An 18140-nucleotide genomic window follows, 5' to 3' on the forward strand; every position below is an offset into this window, starting at 1 on the left:
GCAACAGCAGTGCCGCCGCGAAACCAGCCCTGGAGCGCAATTTAGCGGGCCTTGCTTAAGGGGGTCTGAATGTCACTCGGCAGTCGGCATGCGGTCAAATACCGACCATGCAACACCGGCTGCCGACTGCCTCACTTGCCCTTCGAAGGCTTTCGCGGTTTCACCCGGCGCCCGAGCAGGTACTGATCGAAAGCCATGTTCCGCATTGACAAATTTTTTTGTCAATGCAAGTCTGAACCGATGATCGAAGTGGAAGTCATCGAAACCGCCGTTGTGGCCACAGCCGTCCTCGATCCGATCCGATCCAGGCTTCTGGCGGAACTCACGCAGCCCGCCTCCGCGGCAACCCTGGCGGCACGGGTGGGTCTTGCCCGCCAGAAGGTCAATTATCACCTTCGTGCGCTGGAGGAGCACAAGCTGGTTGTCCCGGTCGCGGAGCGGCATTGGGGCGGCCTTACGGAGCGGCTGATGATCGCGACCGCTTCCTCCTACGTCGTTTCACCGGCGGCGCTCGGACCGATTGGAGCCGATCCGTCACGGAACCAGGATCGGCTCTCGGCCGGCTACCTCATCGCGCTCGCGGGGCGCGCCATCCGCGAAGTCGGAGATCTGTGGCGCAACGCCCGTGTGAAGGGCAAACGGCTTGCCACGCTGTCGATCGATACGACCATCCATTTCCGGTCACCCGCCGATCGCGCGGCCTTTGCAGCCGATATGACCAATGCGATCGCCGCGCTGGCGGCACGCTATCACGACGACACGGCACCCGGGGCACGCCCCCACCGGCTCGTGGTGGTGGCCTACCCTGCTCCCGGCGATACCTGAAAGGAAGTCCGATGCCGATCAAGAAGGACGAAACCGGCAAGCGCTGGGTCGAGATGGAGTTGAGCGTGCCCGGCACGCCCGAACAGGTGTGGCAGGCGATCGCGACGGGTCCCGGCTATACGGCCTGGTTCACCCCGACCGCCATCGATGGGCGCGTCGGGGGCGCGCTCCGGTTCGACATGGGCGAGAACGGGGAATCCAACGGAGAGGTGACCCTCTGGGAGCCTCCCTTCCGGTTCGGTTATGTCGAACGCGACTGGGCCGAGGGCGCGCCATCGCTGGCAACAGAAATCACGGTGACGGCCAGATCGGGAAACCGCTGCATCGTGCGCATGGTCCATTCGCTGTTCGCTTCGACCGACGACTGGGATGACCAGATCGAAGGCTTCGAGAGCGGCTGGCCCGGTTTCTTCGAGGTCCTGCGCCTCTACCTCTCGCTTTTCTCCGGCGAGAAAGCGGCGGTATCTGCAGCGATGGCGCGTGTGGAAGCGCCCCAGCTTGACGTCTGGAAACGTCTGGTTGATGGCCTTGGCCTGGTCGGGGCCAACGCCGGCGAGACGAGGACGGCTTCGCGAACGCCAGAGCAACTGTCAGGTGTTGTCGAGCGCGTGCAGCAGAGCGACACGGAACGCTACATGCTTCTGCGCCTGACACAACCATCGCCCGGTATTGCATTGATCGGAACATATGGCATCGGGGATGCCACCAGCGCCGGCATAACCTTGTACCTCTATGGCGACGACGCCGGGCAACGCGTCGCGGAGGGCGCTCCTGGATGGAAGGATTGGCTCCGCGAGACCGTCGGGCAGGCTGCACATTGAAAGAAGAGGCAGTGGGGCAATTTACTCCCGTACTGCCCCTGTTCCGCCAGTGCCTCGCTAACTGCCCTTCGCCGCCGCCCTCAGTCCCTGGTGCGAAGCCATGAAGGCTTTCTCGGCTTCGGTCGGCGCACGCGGCGAGGCGTCATAGCCGAGCGCCTCGACCAGATCCTGGATGTCGACGAAATGCCTGGCCTTGCGGTCATAGACACCGGCGGTGGTCTTCATCAGGGCCGCGGTCTCGCCGTTCTCCAGCACGAAACGATGCGCGCCGAGCACCTGGGTGCCGTCCCAGGTCTCGATCGAGGACACGACCTGGAAATTGCGCCACAGCTTGATCTCGCGCACATAGACGGTCTGCAGCCCGCCCAGCATCGGCGCCCAGCCGCGCTGCCTCGCCAGCGCTATCAGGCCGGCGCGGATGAAGATGTCGATGCGACCAAGATCGGCCAGCATCATGTAGCGCGCATTGTTGAGATGGACGTTGAAGTCGATGTCGGTCGGCAGGCAGCGGAAAGTGAGCCGGCTTTCATCTCCGACGCGGTAGGAGCCGCGCGACTTCGCCGTCAGCGCCATGCGCGCAAAACGTGCCCAGACATACATGCTGTTACTTTCTTCCTTCTCCCCGTTCACGGGGAGAAGGTGGCCCAAAGGGCCGGATGAGGGGCAGCACCAATGATTGCAAGGCAGGTGCGGCCCCTCACCTGCCTGCCGGCATCCTCTCCCCGCAGACAGAGAGAGGAACGCTGTTCCCGCTTACGCGGCTTCCTTGACCTCGCCCTTCGCATAGGGGTCGAAGCGCTGATAGAAGGTCTCGCCCTTCTCGGCCATGTCGAGAAGCAGCTTCGGTGCCTTGAACTGCGCGCCATACTTCTTCTGCAGGCCCTTGGCGATCTTCACGAAAGCCTTGGCACCGATGCTGTCGATGTAGGACAGCGCGCCGCCCGTGTAGGGAGCAAAGCCGAAAGCCAGGATCGAGCCGACATCCGCTTCGCGCGGGTCGGTGACGATGCCTTCTTCCATGACGCGTGCGGCTTCGAGCGCGATGGTGACCAGCAGGCGCTGCTGCACCTCCTCATAGTCGACCTTGTCGGGATCGAGCTGCGGGTAGAGGTCCTTCAGGCCCGGCCACAGCTTCTTCTTGGCCGGCTTCGGCGGATAGTCGTAGAAGCCCTTGGCGTTCTTGCGGCCGAGGCGCTCATGCTTGTCGACGAGCGCGTTGATCAGCGCGAACTGGTCCTTGTCGACGGCCTTTTCGCCGAGGTCGCGGATGGTCTGCTTCATGATCTTCTGCGCGAGGTCGATCGCCGTCTCGTCGGTCAGCGCCAGCGGGCCGACCGGCATGCCGGCTGCCTTGGCGGCGTTCTCGATCATCGGTGCCGGGATGCCTTCGATCAGCATCTGGAAGGCTTCCGACATGTAGCGCAGCACGCAGCGGTTGACGTAGAAGCCGCGCGTGTCGTTGACGACGATCGGCGTCTTCTTGATGGCGCGCACATAGTCGATCGCGGTGGCGATCGCCTTGTCGCCGGTCTTCTTGCCGAGGATGATCTCGACCAGCATCATCTTGTCGACCGGCGAGAAGAAGTGCAGGCCGATGAAGTTCTTCGGCCGCGACGAGTTCTTGGCCAGCGCGGTGATCGGGATGGTCGAGGTGTTGGAGGCGAAGATCGCCGACGACTTCAGCACGGCTTCCGCCTTCTCGGTGGCGCCCTTCTTGACTTCCGAATCCTCGAACACCGCCTCGATGACGAGATCGCAGCCGGTGAGATCGGCGTAGTCGGCCGTCGGCGTGATCAGCGACAGCAGCTTTTCCTTCTCCTCAGGCTTGGCACGGCCCTTCTTGACCTGCTCGGAGATCAGATTGTCGGAATGCGCCTTGCCCTTCTCGGCCGATGGCAGGTCGCGGTCGAGCAGCACGACCGGGATACCGGCCTTGGCGGTGACATAGGCGATGCCGGCGCCCATGAAGCCGGCGCCCAGCACGCCGATCTTCTTGAACTTCGCATCCGGAATGCCTTCGGGACGGCGTGCGCCCTTGTTGAGCTCCTGCAGCGACACGAACAGCGAGCGGATCATCGCCGCCGCTTCCTTGGTCTGCAGGATCTCGGTGAAGTAGCGCGTCTCGATCTTCAGCGCGGTGTCGAAAGGCACCAGCAGGCCTTCATAGACGCATTTCAGGATCGCTTGTGCCGCCGGATAGTTGCCATAGGTCTCACGACGCAGGATGGCGATGGCCGGCGGCCACAGGTTCGCGCCGGCAACCGAATAGACCGGGCCGCCCGGCAGCTTGAAACCCTTCTCGTCCCAGGGAGCGACCGGTTTCAGGCCGTTGCGGATCATCGCCTTGGCGGTGTCGACCAGCTTGGCCGGCTCGGCGATCTCGTGGATCAGGCCCATGGCCTTGGCCTTCTGCGCGGTCAGGTTCTTGCCGGAGGTCAGCATCTCCAGCGCGCCCTGCGTGTCGGTCAGCCTCGGCACGCGCTGCGTGCCGCCGGCGCCCGGGAAGATACCGACCTTCACTTCCGGCAGCGCCATCTTGACCTTGTCGGAGTCCGCGGCGACGCGGCCATGGCAGGCCAGCGACATCTCGAAGGCGCCGCCCATGCAGGTGCCGTTGATGGCCGACACAAACGGCTTGCCGCAGGTTTCGAGCTTGCGGAACAGGCCGGTCATGAAGCCGACATTGGTGAACAGCGTCTGGGTGGCCTTTTCCTTGTCCTTCACCTTCTCCTTGGCGAAGAGGCCCAGCATCTGCTGCAGCATGGTGAGGTCGGCACCGCCGGAGAAAGTCTCCTTGCCCGAGGTGATGACCGCGCCCTTGACCGCGGCATCGGCCACGACCTGGTCGATGATGGCGTTCAATTCACGCATCACCTCTTCGGTGAACACGTTCATGGAGCGGCCGGGCATGTCCCAGGTGACGAGCGCGATGCCGTCGCCGTCGATGTCGACCGAAAAGTTCTTGTAGCTCATTGTCTTCTCCTTCCGGCCGAAATCAGACGCGCTCGATGATCGTGGCGGTGCCCATGCCCGCGCCGATGCACAGCGTCACCAAAGCGGTGTTGAGGTTGCGGCGCTCGAGCTCGTCGAGCACGGTGCCGAACACCATGGCGCCGGTGGCGCCGAGCGGATGGCCCATGGCGATGGCGCCGCCATTGACGTTGATCTTGTCGTGCGGAATGCCGAAGGCCTGCATGTAGCGCAGCACGACCGAGGCGAAGGCCTCGTTGAGCTCGAACAGGTCGATGTCCGACAGCTTCATCTTGGCGCGCTTCAGCAGCTTCTCGGTGACGTCGACCGGACCGGTCAGCATGATCGCCGGCTCGGAGCCGATGTTGGCGAAGGCGCGGATGCGGGCGCGCGGCTTCAGGCCCATCGCCTTTCCGCCCTTCTTCGACCCGAGCAGCACGGCGGCAGCGCCGTCGACGATGCCCGACGAGTTGCCGGCATGGTGGACGTGGTTGACCTCTTCCAGCTCCGGATAACGCTGCACGGCAACCGCGTCGAAGCCGCCCATCTCGCCAGGCATGATGAAGGACGGGTTGAGAGAGGCCAGCGACTGCATGTCGGTCGACGGGCGCATGTGCTCGTCATGGTCGAGGATGGTGAGGCCGTTCTGATCCCTGATCGGCACGACCGAGTTCTTGAAATAGCCCTTCTGCCAGGCATTGGCGGCGCGCTTCTGGCTCTCGACCGCATAGGCGTCGACGTCGTCGCGCGAGAAGCCATGCTTGGTGGCGATGAGGTCGGCCGAGATGCCCTGCGGCACGAACCAGCCGGGGAAGCCGACCGAAGGATCCATGAACCAGGCGCCGCCCGAGGCGCCCATGCCGACGCGGCTCATCGATTCGACGCCGCCGGCGATGACGATGTCGTCGGCGCCCTGCGCGATCTTGGCCGCACCCAGATTGATGGCATCGAGGCCGCTGGCACAGAAGCGCGACAGCTGCATGCCCGGCGCCTTGGTGTTGTAGCCGGCCTCGAAGGCGGCGGCGCGCGGGATCACCGAACCGGCTTCGCCGACCGGGTCGACGCAGCCGAAAATGATGTCGTCGACCGCGCCAGTGTCGAGCTCGTTGCGGTCGCGCAGCGCTTCCAGCACCTTGGCGCCGAGACGCACCGCCGGCACCTCGTGCAGCGATCCGTCCTTCTTGCCCCTGCCGCGCGGCGTGCGCACGGCGTCATAGACATAAGCGTCAGCCATTTTCGTGCTCCTTACTGGTTGGATCGGCCGCTCAAAGCGTCCGATCGGGCTCTCTGGATCGGCTGCTCAAGGCACCGATCGGGTATGTTGTGACCGGCTGCTCAGAGCGAGCGGCCGATCAACATCTTCATGATCTCGTTGGTGCCGCCGTAGATGCGCTGCACGCGGGCATCGCGATACATGCGGGCGATCGGGTATTCGTTCATGTAGCCATAGCCGCCATGCAACTGCAGGCATTCGTCGACGACCTTGCACTGCAGGTCGGAGAGCCAGTATTTGGCCATCGAGGCGGTGACCGGGTCGAGCCCGCCATTGAGATGGCGCTTGACGCAGTCGTTGTAGAAGACGCGGCCGATGGTGGCCTCGGTCTTCAGTTCCGCGAGTTTGAACTGGGTGTTCTGGAACTCCACCACCGCCTTGCCGAACGCCTTGCGTTCCTTGACGTAGTCGACGGTGACTGCGAGCGCGCGCTCGATCATGCCGACGGCCTGGGCGCCGATCAGCAGGCGCTCCTGCGGCAGCTGCTGCATCAGCTGGACGAAACCCTGGCCTTCCTCATGGCCGAGCAGATTGGCGGTCGGCACGCGCACGTCGTTGAAGAAGAGCTCGGAAGTGTCGTTGGCTTTGAGGCCGATCTTGTCGAGGTTGCGGCCGCGCGTGAAACCCTCGACCTCGTCGGTCTCGACGACGATCAGCGAGGTGCCCTTGGCGCCCTTGGTCGGGTCGGTCTTGGTGACGACGATGATGAGATTGGCGTTCTGGCCGTTGGTGATGAAGGTCTTGGACCCGTTGATCAGGTACTGGTTGCCATCCTTCTCGGCCCGCGTCTTGATGCCCTGCAGGTCGGAGCCGGCGCCCGGCTCGGTCATGGCGATGGCGCCGATCAGCTCGCCGGTCGCCATCTTCGGCAACCACTTCTTCTTCTGCTCTTCCGAGCCGTAGTGCAGGATGTAAGGGGCGACGATGGCGTTATGCAAAGCGATGCCGAAACCGTCGACACCGACATGGCCGAGCGCCTCGGCGATGACGCTTTCATGCGCATAGGTGCCGCCAGAACCGCCATACTCCTCCGGCATGGAGGCGCAGAGCAGGCCGGCCGCACCAGCCTTTTCCCAGGCGGAACGGTCGACGATCTCGTTCTTCTCGTATTCGTCGTAATGCGGCTTGATCTCTTCCGACAGGAAGCGGGTCGACATGTCGTAGAGCATGGCGACCTCGTCGCCGGCCCAGCCGGCCCTCGGCAAGGACAGGATATCGGCGGGATTGGTTGCCATGGTCTGCTCCCTTCTGACCGCACTCAAGATATAGGGCGTCTGTTCAAGGCTGAACAGACGCCGGGATCACTCAGAACGCGTCAGCCGACAGCGCCATCATGGAATCGGCGCCCGAGGAGATGCGAGCGAGATGCGCCGCCGTCTCCGGCATGATGCGATCCATATAATAGCGTGCCGTAACCAGCTTGTTGTCATAGAAAGATGACGAGCCGTTGGCGCCTTCGGCAAGCTTGACCTGCGCGGTCCTGGCCATCTGGCCCCACATGTAGCCGAGCGTGACGAGGCCTAAGAGATGCAGGTAGTCGGTCGAGGCCGCGCCGGCATTGTCGGGGTTCTTCATGCCGTTCTGCATCAGCCACATGGTGGCGGCCTGCAGATCGTTGAGGCCCTTCTTCAGCGCCTTGGTGAAGGGCGCCAGCTTCTCGTCGGAGCGGTTTTCCTCACAGAATTCGCCGACTTCCTTGAAGAATGCCTGGATGGCACGGCCGCCATTGGCGCCGAGCTTGCGGCCGACCAGGTCAAGCGCCTGGATGCCGTTGGCGCCTTCATAGATCATGGCGATGCGGGCATCGCGCACGAACTGGCTCATGCCATGCTCTTCGATGTAGCCGTGGCCACCGAACACCTGCTGCGCCATCACCGCATGCTCGAAACCCTTGTCGGTGAGCACGCCCTTCACCACAGGCGTCATCAGGCCCATGTGGTCGTCGGCCGCCTGGCGGTCGGCGTCGTCGCCGGAGCGGTGGGCGATGTCAGACTTCAGCGCGGTCCACAGCGTGAAGGCACGGCCGGCTTCGTTGAAGGCGCGCATGGTCATCAGGTTGCGGCGGATGTCCGGGTGCACGATGATCGGATCTGCCTTCTTGTCGGGCGACTTGGCGCCCGAGATCGAACGGCCCTGCAGGCGCTCCTTGGCGTAGGCGACGGCGTTCTGGTAGGCGACCTCCGACTGCGCCAGGCCCTGCAGGCCGACGCCGAGACGCGCCTCGTTCATCATGGTGAACATCGCCTTCAGGCCGCCATTGGCCTCGCCGAGCAGCACGCCTTCCGCCTCGTCATAATTCATGACGCAGGTGGAATTGCCGTGGATGCCCATCTTCTCTTCGATCGAGCCGCAGGAGGCCGCATTGCGCTCGCCTGGATTGCCATCGGCATCGAGCTTGAACTTGGGCACGATGAACAGCGAAATGCCCTTCACGCCTTCCGGCGCACCCTCGATGCGGGCCAGCACCAGATGGATGATGTTGTCGGACATGTCGTGCTCGCCGGCCGAGATGAATATCTTCTGGCCGGAAATCCTGTAGGTGCCGTCGCCGTTCGGCACCGCCTTGGTGCGCAGCAGGCCGAGATCGGTGCCGCAGTGCGGCTCCGTCAGGTTCATGGTTCCGGTCCACACGCCTTCGATCAGCTTCGGCGCGAAGGCGGTCTTTTGCTCGTCGGTGCCGTGGGTGAGGATGGCGGCGATCGCACCCTGGGTGAGGCCGGGATACATCAGCAGCGCGAGGTTGGCCGAGACCATGTATTCGGCGACCGCGGTGTGCACGGCATAAGGCAGGCCCTGGCCGCCAAATTCGGCGGGCGCCGCAAGCCCCATCCAGCCGCCTTCGCAATATTGCCGATAGGCTTCCTTGAAACCCTTCGGCGTCGTCACCGAGCCGTCGTCGTGGCGCACGCAGCCTTCCATGTCGCCGGTGCGGTTGGTTGGCTGGATGACGTTTTCGGCAAGCTTCGCGCCCTCGGCGAGGATCGCCTCCAGCACGTCGCCGGACGCATCGGCAAAACCGGGAAGGTTGCTGTAACGCTCGAAACCGAGCACCTCGTTCAGAACGAACAACGTATCGCGGACAGGCGCCTGATAGATCGGCATTGCGTCTTCCTCCACAAAATCAACGCGCCCGCACCAAAACGGCTTTCGGGCCGACTGTAGTGTCTGGATAACAAATATTGACGTTTGCGTAAACGTCAATCTGCGCGGGCAACCACTTTTTTAGGATGGTTTTCGGGCGAAGAGCAGGACAATGCATCGGGACGCGTCATTCAATGCGCGACGGGTCTGGCCGGCATGGGTGAATCCATGCGGGATCTAGAACCAAATCAACACCGCGAACATTCTCATCGACTCCGTGTAGATCAAGATCGTTGTACCGGCGTGCCGATACAATGACCCTGGCGATGACATGATTTTCAGATATTGTTTTTCCATATTGGCCGGAATCCCCTCGCCGCACGAGAAAGAAGTCGGCAATCCATTCCCTAGCCAGCCCTGGGGGACGGGAGTTGGGTGGACATCGGGCAATTGTGCCACAGCGCCTTGACCATCGACTCCATCGCGGAGCTTGAAGATCGCCACGCCGCAAACATCTCGGAAAAAGCCTGTGTCATAAGTCATCGCAATCAGCTCTGATTGCTTGAGAGCATCAGGAACATCCTCAAGTGCGAGAGACTTCACCTCGGATTTCTGAGCCAATATGAAGCCCTGAAAAGCGAATATCGGCGCAGCAAGCAGCATCACCGCGAAAACAATCCAGCCACGCCCCTTCACTTTACCACAGGCTCCCACTTCGAGGTCCGGGATCAAGCATACCGCCGAGAAACTCAGCGCCTCGAAAACAGCCGGATGATGGCCATCATGCCTAAAACAAAAAGGCGCATCGCCGAAGCAATGCGCCTTCCATCTTGATGCAGATCGCCTACCGGCGATCCGGAAATCAGTTCGCGGCGGCCGAAGTCGAGGCGGCGCGGTCGGCGACCATCTGGCGGACGGAATTCATGGCGCCGCTCAGTTCGTTGATGGCGTCGTCGATCAAAGCGCGCTGCTTCTGCAGGCGCACGAGCTGCTTTTCCGACTTTTCCAGCGCCAGGCGCAGCTGCTTGGTGTTGGTGCCGGTCGGATCGTAGAGATCCATCATCTGCTTGACCTCGCGCAGCGAGAAACCGACCTTGCGGCCGAGCAGGATGAGCTTGAGGCGCACGCGGTCGCGATGCGTGTAGAGGCGGGTGGCGCCGTCGCGCTCCGGCTTCAGCAGGCCCTTGTCCTCATAGAAGCGCAGCGTGCGCAGCGTGACGCCGTATTTCTTGGCCATCTCGCCGATGCGCACCAGCTCTTCGGAGGTTTCGTTCGACATGATGTTGGAGTTGCCGGCTGCTTCGCCAGCGGTGTTCATCTGCACAGTCATCGACATTTCCCGTTTAGGCCCCGGCTATGGCGCGCGGCATCGGCTGCCTGGCTTCGCCCGTGGCGGAAGCGCTAGGGGGCTTTGCTTCCTGGTTTCGACATAGATTCGCAAGCCTTGCCGCACCGCACAACTTACGTTTACGTAAAGGTATATCTGTATCGTTGCGAAAATGCAAGTGGGGTGCCCCTACGCCATGCCCCAGGGGCAGGGGCGGAAAGCTTTTCTCAACGAATCCTGCGGCTTCTTAAGCTTGGTTAACGGGTTGTTTACCATGCTGGGCGAAAGGTGCGGCTGTCGGTCCGTGTCCATCCTGTCTCGCTTTTCACACGGGTTTTCATCGAAGCGCGAGCCTGCCCGGGAACACTCTTCCGCTGGCCGAGCCGTCTTCGGACCCGACTGGGTGGTTTGGGGAACTGCTGGCCGAGGCCAGCCAACTGCGAAACGGGCGCTCGATGAACAACAAGCGGTCCTATCTCGACAATCTGAACGCCGGGCGGCAGCGCCGGAGCTATGCCTCGCTGGAAGAGCTCAACCGTTCGATGGAAGCGCTGGAGCAGCGCCTGGACCGCAACCGCGAGGAGCCGTCTCGCCGGGAGGAGCCGCGCTACGGCCGCAGCCAGCCCTATGCCGACCGCTACGATGCGCCGCGCCAGCGCAGCTACGAAGAACAGCGCCCACGCGAGCGCGACTATGAAGGCGCGCGCGGCTATCAGCGCCCCTATGAAGAACCCCGCCCCTATCGCCAGCGCAGCGAGCGGCCCTACCAGTCGATCGCCCGCGACATCGAACGCATGCGCGGCCAGGAAGACGGCGTGGCGATGGTGAGCAAGATCGCCGGCGAACTGCGCGGCCTGCGCGAGGAATTGCGCCAGCAGATGAGCTCGGGCCTGCAGCGCGAATTCCAGGCGCTGCGCAAGGATATCCAGCGCGCCGCGCAGGAAGCTCCCTCTTCTCGCGACAGCGCCGAGCTCGGCCTCGAATTCGAACGCCTGTCGGGCGCCATCCGGGGTCTCGCCGAAAAGAGCGACGACAAGGGCGTGCACCTGCTCAGGCTCGAGCTGGAGCAGGTCCGCAACGCCATGGAAACACTGGCGCGCGAAGAGAGCGTGCAGGCCGTGGACCGCCGCTGGCAGGAATTCGATCAGCGCTGGTCGGCCTTCGAGAACCGCTTCGACGGCAATGCCGGCAATGCCGGCAAGCGTGACGGCGTCGATGTCACCGCACTCGCGGAACGGCTCGAACAGATCGGCGCCGCCGTCAACAAGCTGCCGGAATCGCTGTCGCTGCGCTCGCTGGAAGAAAAAGTGCGCACGCTGGCCGGCGCCGTCGACCATTTCGCCAGCCAGCAGGGCCGTCGCGGCGGCGACGTCTACGGCATGATCGACGAGCGGCTGGACGAAATCTCGCGCGCCATCGTCGCCTCCACCGTCGCAGCCCAGTCGAGCGCCTTCGACCCGGCCCCGTTCGAGCGCATCGAGCAGCGCATCGCAGCCCTTGCCAGCCAGATCGAGGAAGTGGCGGACGAGCGCCCACGTGGCGAGGTGATGGACCACCTCTTCCAGGGGCTGGAACAGCGCTTCGAGGCGCTGTCGGGCATCATCGAGCGCCGTCAGGACGACGCCATCCAGCAGGGAAACATGCTGTTCCGCGACCTCGAGCGCCGGCTGGACGATGTCGCCGACCGCATCGAGCGCCGTGCGCCCGAGCCCGACAATAGCGGCATCATGGACGCCATCGACGCGCGTTTCAGCGCGCTGGCGCAGCGCCTGGAAAGCCGCGGCCCCGACTTCGCCGGCCAGGATGCGATCCGCAGCCTGGAGAGCCGGCTAGACGACATCTCCAGCCGCCTCGACTCCAGCTCGGTGCAGGCAGCCGGCATCGATCCGGACCTGCTGCGCAGCCTGGAAGCCCAGGTTTCCGGCCTGGCCACGCATCTGTCGCGTCCCGGCGCGCCGCTGCCGGAATTCGAGGACATCGCGCCCCGCATCGAGAAGATCGAGGAATCGATCGCAACCAACCGCGACACCATCCTGGAGACGGCAAGGCAGGCCGCCGAAAACGCCGTGCGCGCGCTCGGCCTTTCGAACGGCGACACGGTCACCGTTGCCGGGCTTGCCGGCGACCTCAAGACGCTTGAAGACCTGACGCGCCGCTCCGACGAGCGCAACACCAAGACCTTCGAGGCCATCCACGACACGCTGCTCAAGATCGTCGACCGCCTCGGTTCACTGGAAGGCGCGCCGCCGATGGCGTCGCCGAAGATCACCGTTCAGGATACGCCGGCGCTCGACATGGACGAGCCGCTGCCGTTCCTGAACGAGCCCGAGACCCCGGCCATGCGCGGCGGTGCGCGCACGCCAGCGCAGGCCGCAGCCGATGCGGCACGCGCGGCACTCGGCGCTGAAGCGATCGCCGCGGACTCGGAAATCTCCGGCCAGAACAAGTCGATGTTCGGCGGCATAGCACGCGCCTTCAAGATGCGCCGCGAAAACGAGACAACGCAGCCGACGGCGCTCGCGGGCAATGCCGAGGTGCCGACGGTCGACCTCGACGAGCCGCTGGAGCCGAAGCTGCTCAACCGCCCGCTCGAACCGGGCTCGGGCGCGCCGGACCTCGGCGCCATCATGAAGCGGGTGCGCGACGAGCGCGGCCAACCCGCCAGGCAGAACACGACCGATGCCTCGAAGGCTGATTTCATCGCCGCCGCGCGCCGCGCCGCGCAGGCAGCTGCCGCCGAAGCGGAAGCGCTCAAGCAGCAGTCGGGCAAGGCCGGCGGCGTCAAGTCGTTCGGCCTCGGCAACCTGCTGAAAGCCCGCCGCAAGCCGATCCTGATGGCCGCCGCCGCGATCATGCTGGCGCTTGCCGGCCTGCAGCTCGGCAAGGCCTTCCTGTCCGATCCGGAGCAGGTATCATTCAACGAGGCCGCCCCGACGACGATCGAGGAAAAGACCGATGTCGCGACGGCACCCGTCCAGCAGGCACCGGTGATGGCCGAAGCACCGGCGCTGCCGATCCCCGCCGACGCGCCGCCGGTGCGCAGCGTCGACAACAAGGACGCGGCGGAGCCAGCATCCACCGCGGGCCTCGCAGCTCCGGAACCAAGGTCCAAGGACGACGCCGCCGTCCCGCAGGCCACGGACGCGCAGGCCGTGCCGGAAACCGTGGAGACAAAGGCCGAAGCCGCCCCGGCGACGCATGCGCTGATCGCCGCCCCGGTGACGCTGCCGACCGTCGACGTGCCTGGCATGCCGAAGTCCGAAGTCGCGACCGAAGACAAGACCGGCGCCGTGCAGTCCGCCTCGGTCAGCCCGTCGGCGAGCGGCATCGAGATCCCGCAGGCCATCGGCCCGGCAGCGCTGCGTGACGCGGCCGCCGCCGGCGACGCCAAGGCGCTGTTCGAAGTGGGCTCGCGTTACGCGGAGGCGCGCGGCGTCAAGGAAGACATGGCCACCGCCGCCAAATGGTATGGCGAGGCGGCCGAACGCGGCTTCGCCCCGGCCGAATACCGCATCGGCAACTTCTACGAGAAGGGCATCGGCGTCGAGCGCGACATCGCCAAGTCGAAGGAATGGTACCGCCGGGCCGCCGAGAAGGGCAACGCCAGCGCCATGCACAATCTGGCGGTGCTGTTTGCCATGGGCGCCGATGGCGCCGCCGACAACGACGCCGCGACCCGCTGGTTCAGCCAGGCCGCCGACCTCGGCATCAAGGACAGCCAGTTCAACCTCGGCATCCTCGCCGCCAAGGGTGCGGGCATGGCGCAGAACCTGGAGGAATCCTACAAGTGGTTCGCGCTGGTGGCCAAGGCCGGCGACAAGGACGCCGCCGCCAAACGCGACGAGATCGCCAAGGCATTGCGCCCCGAGCAGCTCGAACGCGCCAAGCAGGCCACCGAGCTCTGGAAGCCCAAGCCGCTCGACGAAGCCGCCAATTCCACCGAGATGCCGGCAGCCTGGCAGGATGCCCCGACCACCATCGCCGGCATCGACATGAAGAAGGCGGTGCAGAACATCCAGCGCATCCTGGCCAAGAACGGCTACGATGCCGGCGGCACCGACGGCGTCATGGGCGACCGCACCAAGAAGGCGATCATGGCCTTCCAGACCGACAACGGCCTGCCGGCGACCGGCTCGGTCGACGAGCCGCTGGTCAAGGCACTGCTGGCCAAGAAGTAAGGCTGCAGCGACGTTCAGCGACCCCTTCTACCCTTGCGGCAGAAGGGGACTGGCGTAACGCCGAGACGAGCCTCGTCCACGTCTACCCCAGGTCTTCCGGATACCGGTAGACCTGTGCATGCGAGGCGACGAAGAACGCGCCCTCGTCGTTCACCCAGCCGCGGAACATGCCGTCTGTGTTGTAAGGGGCAGCAACGGCACCCTTTGCATCCACCGCCACCAGACCCGCACCGACCTCTTTCAGGTCGTTCATGATCACCTTGCGCGTCGCCGCCTCCAGGCTTTCGCCGAGATAGTCGACGCGGGACGCGACCTCGTGCGCGGCGACGTGGCGGATGAAATACTCGCCCTTGCCGGTGCCTGAAACGGCGCAGACGCCGTTGCGGGCATAGGTGCCGGCGCCGATGATCGGGCTGTCGCCGACACGGCCATCCGGCTTGTTGTTGTAGCCGCCGGTCGAGGTGGCGGCGGCCAGATCGCCATGGCTGTCGAGCGCGACCGCGCCGACCGTACCGTGCTTTTCGGATTCGCTGGCCTTTGCGGCGGTGCCGGCCTCGACATGCGCTTTCATCGCAGCCAGCGCCGCCTTCCGGCGTTCGGTGGTGAAATAGCTCTGCGGCTCGACGGCCAGCCCGATGTCCTCGGCGAAGCTGTCGGCGGCGGGGCCAGTCAGAAGCAGGGGATCGCCCTTCTCCAGCAGGGCGCGTGCCGCCTTGACCGGGTTGCGGACATGCCGGGCGGCGCTGACGGCGCCGGCCGCCAGCGAGCGCCCGTCCATGATCGAGGCGTCGAGCTCATGCACGCCGTTCTCGTTGAGCGCGGCGCCATGGCCGGCGTTGAAATGCGGGCTGTCTTCCATGACGATGACAGCGGCCTGCACGGCGTCGAGCGCCCGGCCGCCGGACTTCAGCACCGCATAGCCGGCTTCCAGCGCGCGCCCGAGATCGCGGCGCGCGGCGATCCATTCTTCCTCGTTGAGATCGAGCTGCGCCATGACCCCGCAACCGCCATGGATCGCCAATGCGAATTTCGTCATCGTCCGTTACCTTCAAGGGGGAGTAGGCGGCCCGGCGGACCGTTTCTGGAGTTTCGCAATTCCTGGCGCAAAACCGCTGCGCACTTTTGCTGGAATTGCTCCTGGAGCGCGACCCCGAAAGCAGGAATCGATTTCGGGATCGCGCTTCAAGAAAGCCAGATCAGGAAGAATATCGAACCAACGCCTTCCTGATCTGGAGAGAATGCAAACGGGATGAACGGTATTCCGTTCTATCTCTTCGTTTTCGGCATGATCCTCGTTCGGCAAGCCCTCAGCTTCCTGCTTTGTTGCTTTCCGGCTGGATCATGCCTCCCATTGCATTCCCGGAACTTCTACTGCTTCGGCTTGGCGTCCATCGCCAGCGTGTCCTCGTCGGAACGCGGCGTGTAGGTGATCTTGTCCGCCTTCACGCCCCACGCCGAGACATTGACGGCCAGCGGCAGGTCGGGGCGATCGGTGGCGACGAGCAGGTTCGCCTTTTCGAGCAGTTCGCGGCGCTTGGCCTCGTCCATCTCGACGCCGGCGTCCTCGATCAGCTTGTCCATCTCGGGGTTGGAATAGCCACGTGTGTTGAAGGCACCCAGCGACTTTTCCTTGTCGTTGGTGTGCATCAGCGACGACAGCATGTAGTTCGCCTCGCCGGTCAGCGTGCCCCAGGACGCCATGTAGAGCGAATATTCGCCGCGCGTCTTGGCGGGATTGAACACCGCGGCCGGCACGCCGTTCACATCCGCCTGCACGTTGATCGCGGCCAGGAGCTGCGCCACCGTCGGCCCAAGCTCGGTCGGCAGACGGTCGTTGGCATAGTTCAGCGACACCTTGAAGCCATCGGGGAAGCCGGCTTCGGTCATCAGCTGCTTGGCCTTGTCGACGTCATAGGCCGCCGGCGCAATGTCCTTGTTGTAGCCGAAGATGTTGGCGCTCACGAGCTGGGTCGGCACGACGCCCATGCCTTCCAGCGCGACATCGGCGATGGTCTGGCGATCGATGACGAGGTCGAACGCCTCGCGCACGCGCGGGTCGAGGAAGGGGTTCTTGTCGAGCTTCTTGCCTGATTTGTCCCAGACCATCGGCGAGTCCGCGCGGAAGTCGAATTCGAGATAGGGGATGTAGACCGACTCGTCCTTGACCACGTCGATGGCCGGATCGGCCTCGAGATTGGCGAGGTCGGTGGCCGGCACCTTGGAGATCAGGTCGACCTGCCCTGCCTTGAGCTGGGCGACACGGGCCGCGTCATTGGGGATTTCCTTGCGGACCACCTTGTCCCAGGGCTGCGCGCCACCCCAGTAGCCGTCGAATTTCTCCAGCACGAGATCCTGCGTCGGCGCCCAGCTGACAAACTTGTAGGGGCCGGTGCCGATGGTGGCCTTGCCGGTGTTGAAACCCTCGGCCGCCGTCTCCTTGGTGGAATAGGCCGCGGCCGCCTTGTGCGAAACGATGAAGAGACGCACGAAATCGTTGGGCAGGGTCGGCGCCGAGCCATGCGTCTTGACGCGCACCGTCAGCGGGTCGACGACTTCGACGCCGGCGACGCGGCGCACATAAATGGTCGACGGGTTCGGCCCGGTGACGTTGGGGATGCGCTCGATCGAGAACTTCACGTCCTCGGCGGTGAAGTCCGAACCGTCATGGAACTTCACGCCCTCGCGCAGCTTGAATTCCCAGGTCGTCTCATCGACCGGTTTCCAGCTCACCGCCAGATTGGGCTCGACTTCAAGCTTGTTGCCGGACTTCAAGAGCGTGTCGAAGACATGCTTGGTGGCCTCGGCATTGGCCGAGGTGGCCGTGAAATGCGGGTCCATCGACGCCGGGCCGGACTTGGTGGCGATGGTCAGGTCGGCGGCGAGTGCCGGCAGCGACACCAGCAGCGTCGACACAAGCAGCGCCGAGCGCAGCAAGGAATGGGTAGTCATGGGGATCTCCTCTTTTTGTTGTTGAATGTCTCGTTGTCGCCGATATCGGTTCGGCGGGATCAGTCGGTCACCGCCTCGGCGACACTCATGTCGAGATCGCGCGGCCAGCTGCCGGTGGCGACGACCATCTTGGTCAGCAGGTCCGACAGGGTCAGCCGTTCGGCGGGCGACAGGCATTCGAGCATGGCGCGTTCATGCTCGAGCATCAGCTCCTTGACCGAGACCACGGCAGCACGGCCCTTCTCCGTCAGCGTCAGGGTGACGCGGCGCTGGTCGGACGGATCGATCTCGCGGTCGATCAGGCCAAGCGTCGCCACCTTGTTGACGGCGCGGCTCAGCGTGTTCTTCGGGAAGTTCGACGAGCGCACCACCTCGGTCAGCGTCAGGCCGTCGCCGAGATAGAGCGACCACAAGACCACGAATTCCGGACGCAGCAGGCCGAGCTGCTGCTGGATGCGGCCATAGACCGGATTGTTGAACTGCAGGGCCAGGAAGTTCAGCCGGAACGAGAGCCAGCAGGGATTGTCCCACAGTTTGGGAAACAGCGGATCGTCCTGCGGCAGATGCTGCGGCCCGGGTGTCTCCCGCCCCGCACGCGCCTCATGCAGGGCTGTGCTCAGCAATCGATCCATACAACCTCGCCCCTGAATTAGTCCCAAACGGAACGGTAATTGAAATTTTTGTTGCGTCAACCTCATATTTTTGTTCCTAATGGA

13 protein-coding genes are annotated in these 18140 nt (G+C 64.2%); 3 read left to right on the plus strand and 10 right to left on the minus strand.

Annotated elements, in window-relative coordinates; translation table 11 throughout:
- The first annotated feature begins 240 nt into the window (after positions 1 to 240).
- Both ACFWYE_RS22715 and ACFWYE_RS22720 read left to right on the plus strand, forming a co-directional pair.
- Positions 241 to 825 carry a winged helix-turn-helix domain-containing protein gene (locus ACFWYE_RS22715; RefSeq protein WP_379114462.1) on the plus strand — a complete coding sequence of 195 codons (585 nt, stop codon included), beginning with the start codon at positions 241 to 243 and terminating at the stop codon, positions 823 to 825.
- A gap of 11 nt (positions 826 to 836) precedes the next feature.
- Positions 837 to 1646 carry an SRPBCC domain-containing protein gene (locus ACFWYE_RS22720; RefSeq protein ID WP_379114463.1) on the plus strand — a complete coding sequence of 270 codons (810 nt, stop codon included), beginning with the start codon at positions 837 to 839 and terminating at the stop codon, positions 1644 to 1646.
- Between the two features lie 57 nt (positions 1647 to 1703).
- On the opposite strand, the gene ACFWYE_RS22725 is transcribed toward ACFWYE_RS22720, so the two are convergent.
- From ACFWYE_RS22725 to ACFWYE_RS22755, 7 genes are all read right to left on the minus strand, one after another.
- A complete protein-coding gene (locus tag ACFWYE_RS22725; RefSeq protein WP_379114465.1) occupies positions 1704 to 2246 on the minus strand; it encodes a thioesterase family protein in 543 nt (180 codons plus the stop codon).
- Between the two features lie 153 nt (positions 2247 to 2399).
- The gene (locus ACFWYE_RS22730) at positions 2400 to 4619 is read right to left on the minus strand and encodes a 3-hydroxyacyl-CoA dehydrogenase NAD-binding domain-containing protein (RefSeq protein ID WP_379114467.1); all 2220 of its coding nucleotides are present in this window, start codon (positions 4617 to 4619) and stop codon (positions 2400 to 2402) included.
- Positions 4620 to 4641: 22 nt separating this feature from the next.
- Positions 4642 to 5850 carry an acetyl-CoA C-acetyltransferase gene (locus tag ACFWYE_RS22735; protein ID WP_379114469.1) on the minus strand — a complete coding sequence of 403 codons (1209 nt, stop codon included), beginning with the start codon at positions 5848 to 5850 and terminating at the stop codon, positions 4642 to 4644.
- Between the two features lie 101 nt (positions 5851 to 5951).
- A complete protein-coding gene (locus ACFWYE_RS22740) occupies positions 5952 to 7124 on the minus strand; it encodes an acyl-CoA dehydrogenase family protein (RefSeq protein WP_379114471.1) in 1173 nt (390 codons plus the stop codon).
- Between the two features lie 70 nt (positions 7125 to 7194).
- Positions 7195 to 8991 carry an acyl-CoA dehydrogenase C-terminal domain-containing protein gene (locus ACFWYE_RS22745; RefSeq protein ID WP_379114473.1) on the minus strand — a complete coding sequence of 599 codons (1797 nt, stop codon included), beginning with the start codon at positions 8989 to 8991 and terminating at the stop codon, positions 7195 to 7197.
- 216 nt (positions 8992 to 9207) lie between these two features.
- Entirely contained in the window at positions 9208 to 9702 is a 495-nt protein-coding gene (locus tag ACFWYE_RS22750) for a hypothetical protein (protein ID WP_379114475.1), read from the minus strand.
- Between the two features lie 130 nt (positions 9703 to 9832).
- Entirely contained in the window at positions 9833 to 10300 is a 468-nt protein-coding gene (locus tag ACFWYE_RS22755; RefSeq protein ID WP_379114476.1) for a MerR family DNA-binding transcriptional regulator, read from the minus strand.
- Between the two features lie 452 nt (positions 10301 to 10752).
- Between ACFWYE_RS22755 and ACFWYE_RS22760 the strand changes: the two genes are divergently transcribed.
- Positions 10753 to 14475 carry a peptidoglycan-binding protein gene (locus ACFWYE_RS22760; RefSeq protein WP_379114478.1) on the plus strand — a complete coding sequence of 1241 codons (3723 nt, stop codon included), beginning with the start codon at positions 10753 to 10755 and terminating at the stop codon, positions 14473 to 14475.
- Positions 14476 to 14557: 82 nt separating this feature from the next.
- Here ACFWYE_RS22760 and ACFWYE_RS22765 read toward each other — a convergent pair whose 3' ends face one another.
- From ACFWYE_RS22765 to ACFWYE_RS22775, 3 genes are all read right to left on the minus strand, one after another.
- On the minus strand, positions 14558 to 15511 hold the full coding sequence (locus ACFWYE_RS22765) for an isoaspartyl peptidase/L-asparaginase family protein (RefSeq protein ID WP_379114480.1): 954 nt from the start codon (positions 15509 to 15511) through the stop codon (positions 14558 to 14560).
- 332 nt (positions 15512 to 15843) lie between these two features.
- Positions 15844 to 17424, minus strand: coding sequence for an ABC transporter substrate-binding protein (locus ACFWYE_RS22770; RefSeq protein WP_379114482.1), 1581 nt, complete (start codon positions 17422 to 17424; stop codon positions 15844 to 15846).
- A gap of 59 nt (positions 17425 to 17483) precedes the next feature.
- A complete protein-coding gene (locus ACFWYE_RS22775) occupies positions 17484 to 18056 on the minus strand; it encodes a MarR family winged helix-turn-helix transcriptional regulator (RefSeq protein WP_379114484.1) in 573 nt (190 codons plus the stop codon).
- Between the last annotated feature and the right edge of the window lie 84 nt (positions 18057 to 18140).

Source organism: Mesorhizobium sp. NPDC059025, assembly GCF_042739655.1.
Classification (GTDB): domain Bacteria; phylum Pseudomonadota; class Alphaproteobacteria; order Rhizobiales; family Rhizobiaceae; genus Mesorhizobium.

Bases quoted from the DNA above. Each gene is read 5' to 3' on its own strand.
- ACFWYE_RS22745 (WP_379114473.1), bottom strand. From the start codon at position 8,991: ATGCCGATCTATCAGGCGCCTGTCCGCGATACGTTGTTCGTTCTGAAC.
- ACFWYE_RS22715 (WP_379114462.1), top strand. From the start codon at position 241: ATGATCGAAGTGGAAGTCATCGAAACCGCCGTTGTGGCCACAGCCGTC.
- ACFWYE_RS22770 (WP_379114482.1), bottom strand. From the start codon at position 17,424: ATGACTACCCATTCCTTGCTGCGCTCGGCGCTGCTTGTGTCGACGCTG.
- ACFWYE_RS22735 (WP_379114469.1), bottom strand. From the start codon at position 5,850: ATGGCTGACGCTTATGTCTATGACGCCGTGCGCACGCCGCGCGGCAGG.
- ACFWYE_RS22725 (WP_379114465.1), bottom strand. From the start codon at position 2,246: ATGTATGTCTGGGCACGTTTTGCGCGCATGGCGCTGACGGCGAAGTCG.
- ACFWYE_RS22720 (WP_379114463.1), top strand. From the start codon at position 837: ATGCCGATCAAGAAGGACGAAACCGGCAAGCGCTGGGTCGAGATGGAG.
- ACFWYE_RS22730 (WP_379114467.1), bottom strand. From the start codon at position 4,619: ATGAGCTACAAGAACTTTTCGGTCGACATCGACGGCGACGGCATCGCG.
- ACFWYE_RS22775 (WP_379114484.1), bottom strand. From the start codon at position 18,056: ATGGATCGATTGCTGAGCACAGCCCTGCATGAGGCGCGTGCGGGGCGG.
- ACFWYE_RS22760 (WP_379114478.1), top strand. From the start codon at position 10,753: ATGAACAACAAGCGGTCCTATCTCGACAATCTGAACGCCGGGCGGCAG.
- ACFWYE_RS22740 (WP_379114471.1), bottom strand. From the start codon at position 7,124: ATGGCAACCAATCCCGCCGATATCCTGTCCTTGCCGAGGGCCGGCTGG.
- ACFWYE_RS22765 (WP_379114480.1), bottom strand. From the start codon at position 15,511: ATGACGAAATTCGCATTGGCGATCCATGGCGGTTGCGGGGTCATGGCG.
- ACFWYE_RS22755 (WP_379114476.1), bottom strand. From the start codon at position 10,300: ATGACTGTGCAGATGAACACCGCTGGCGAAGCAGCCGGCAACTCCAAC.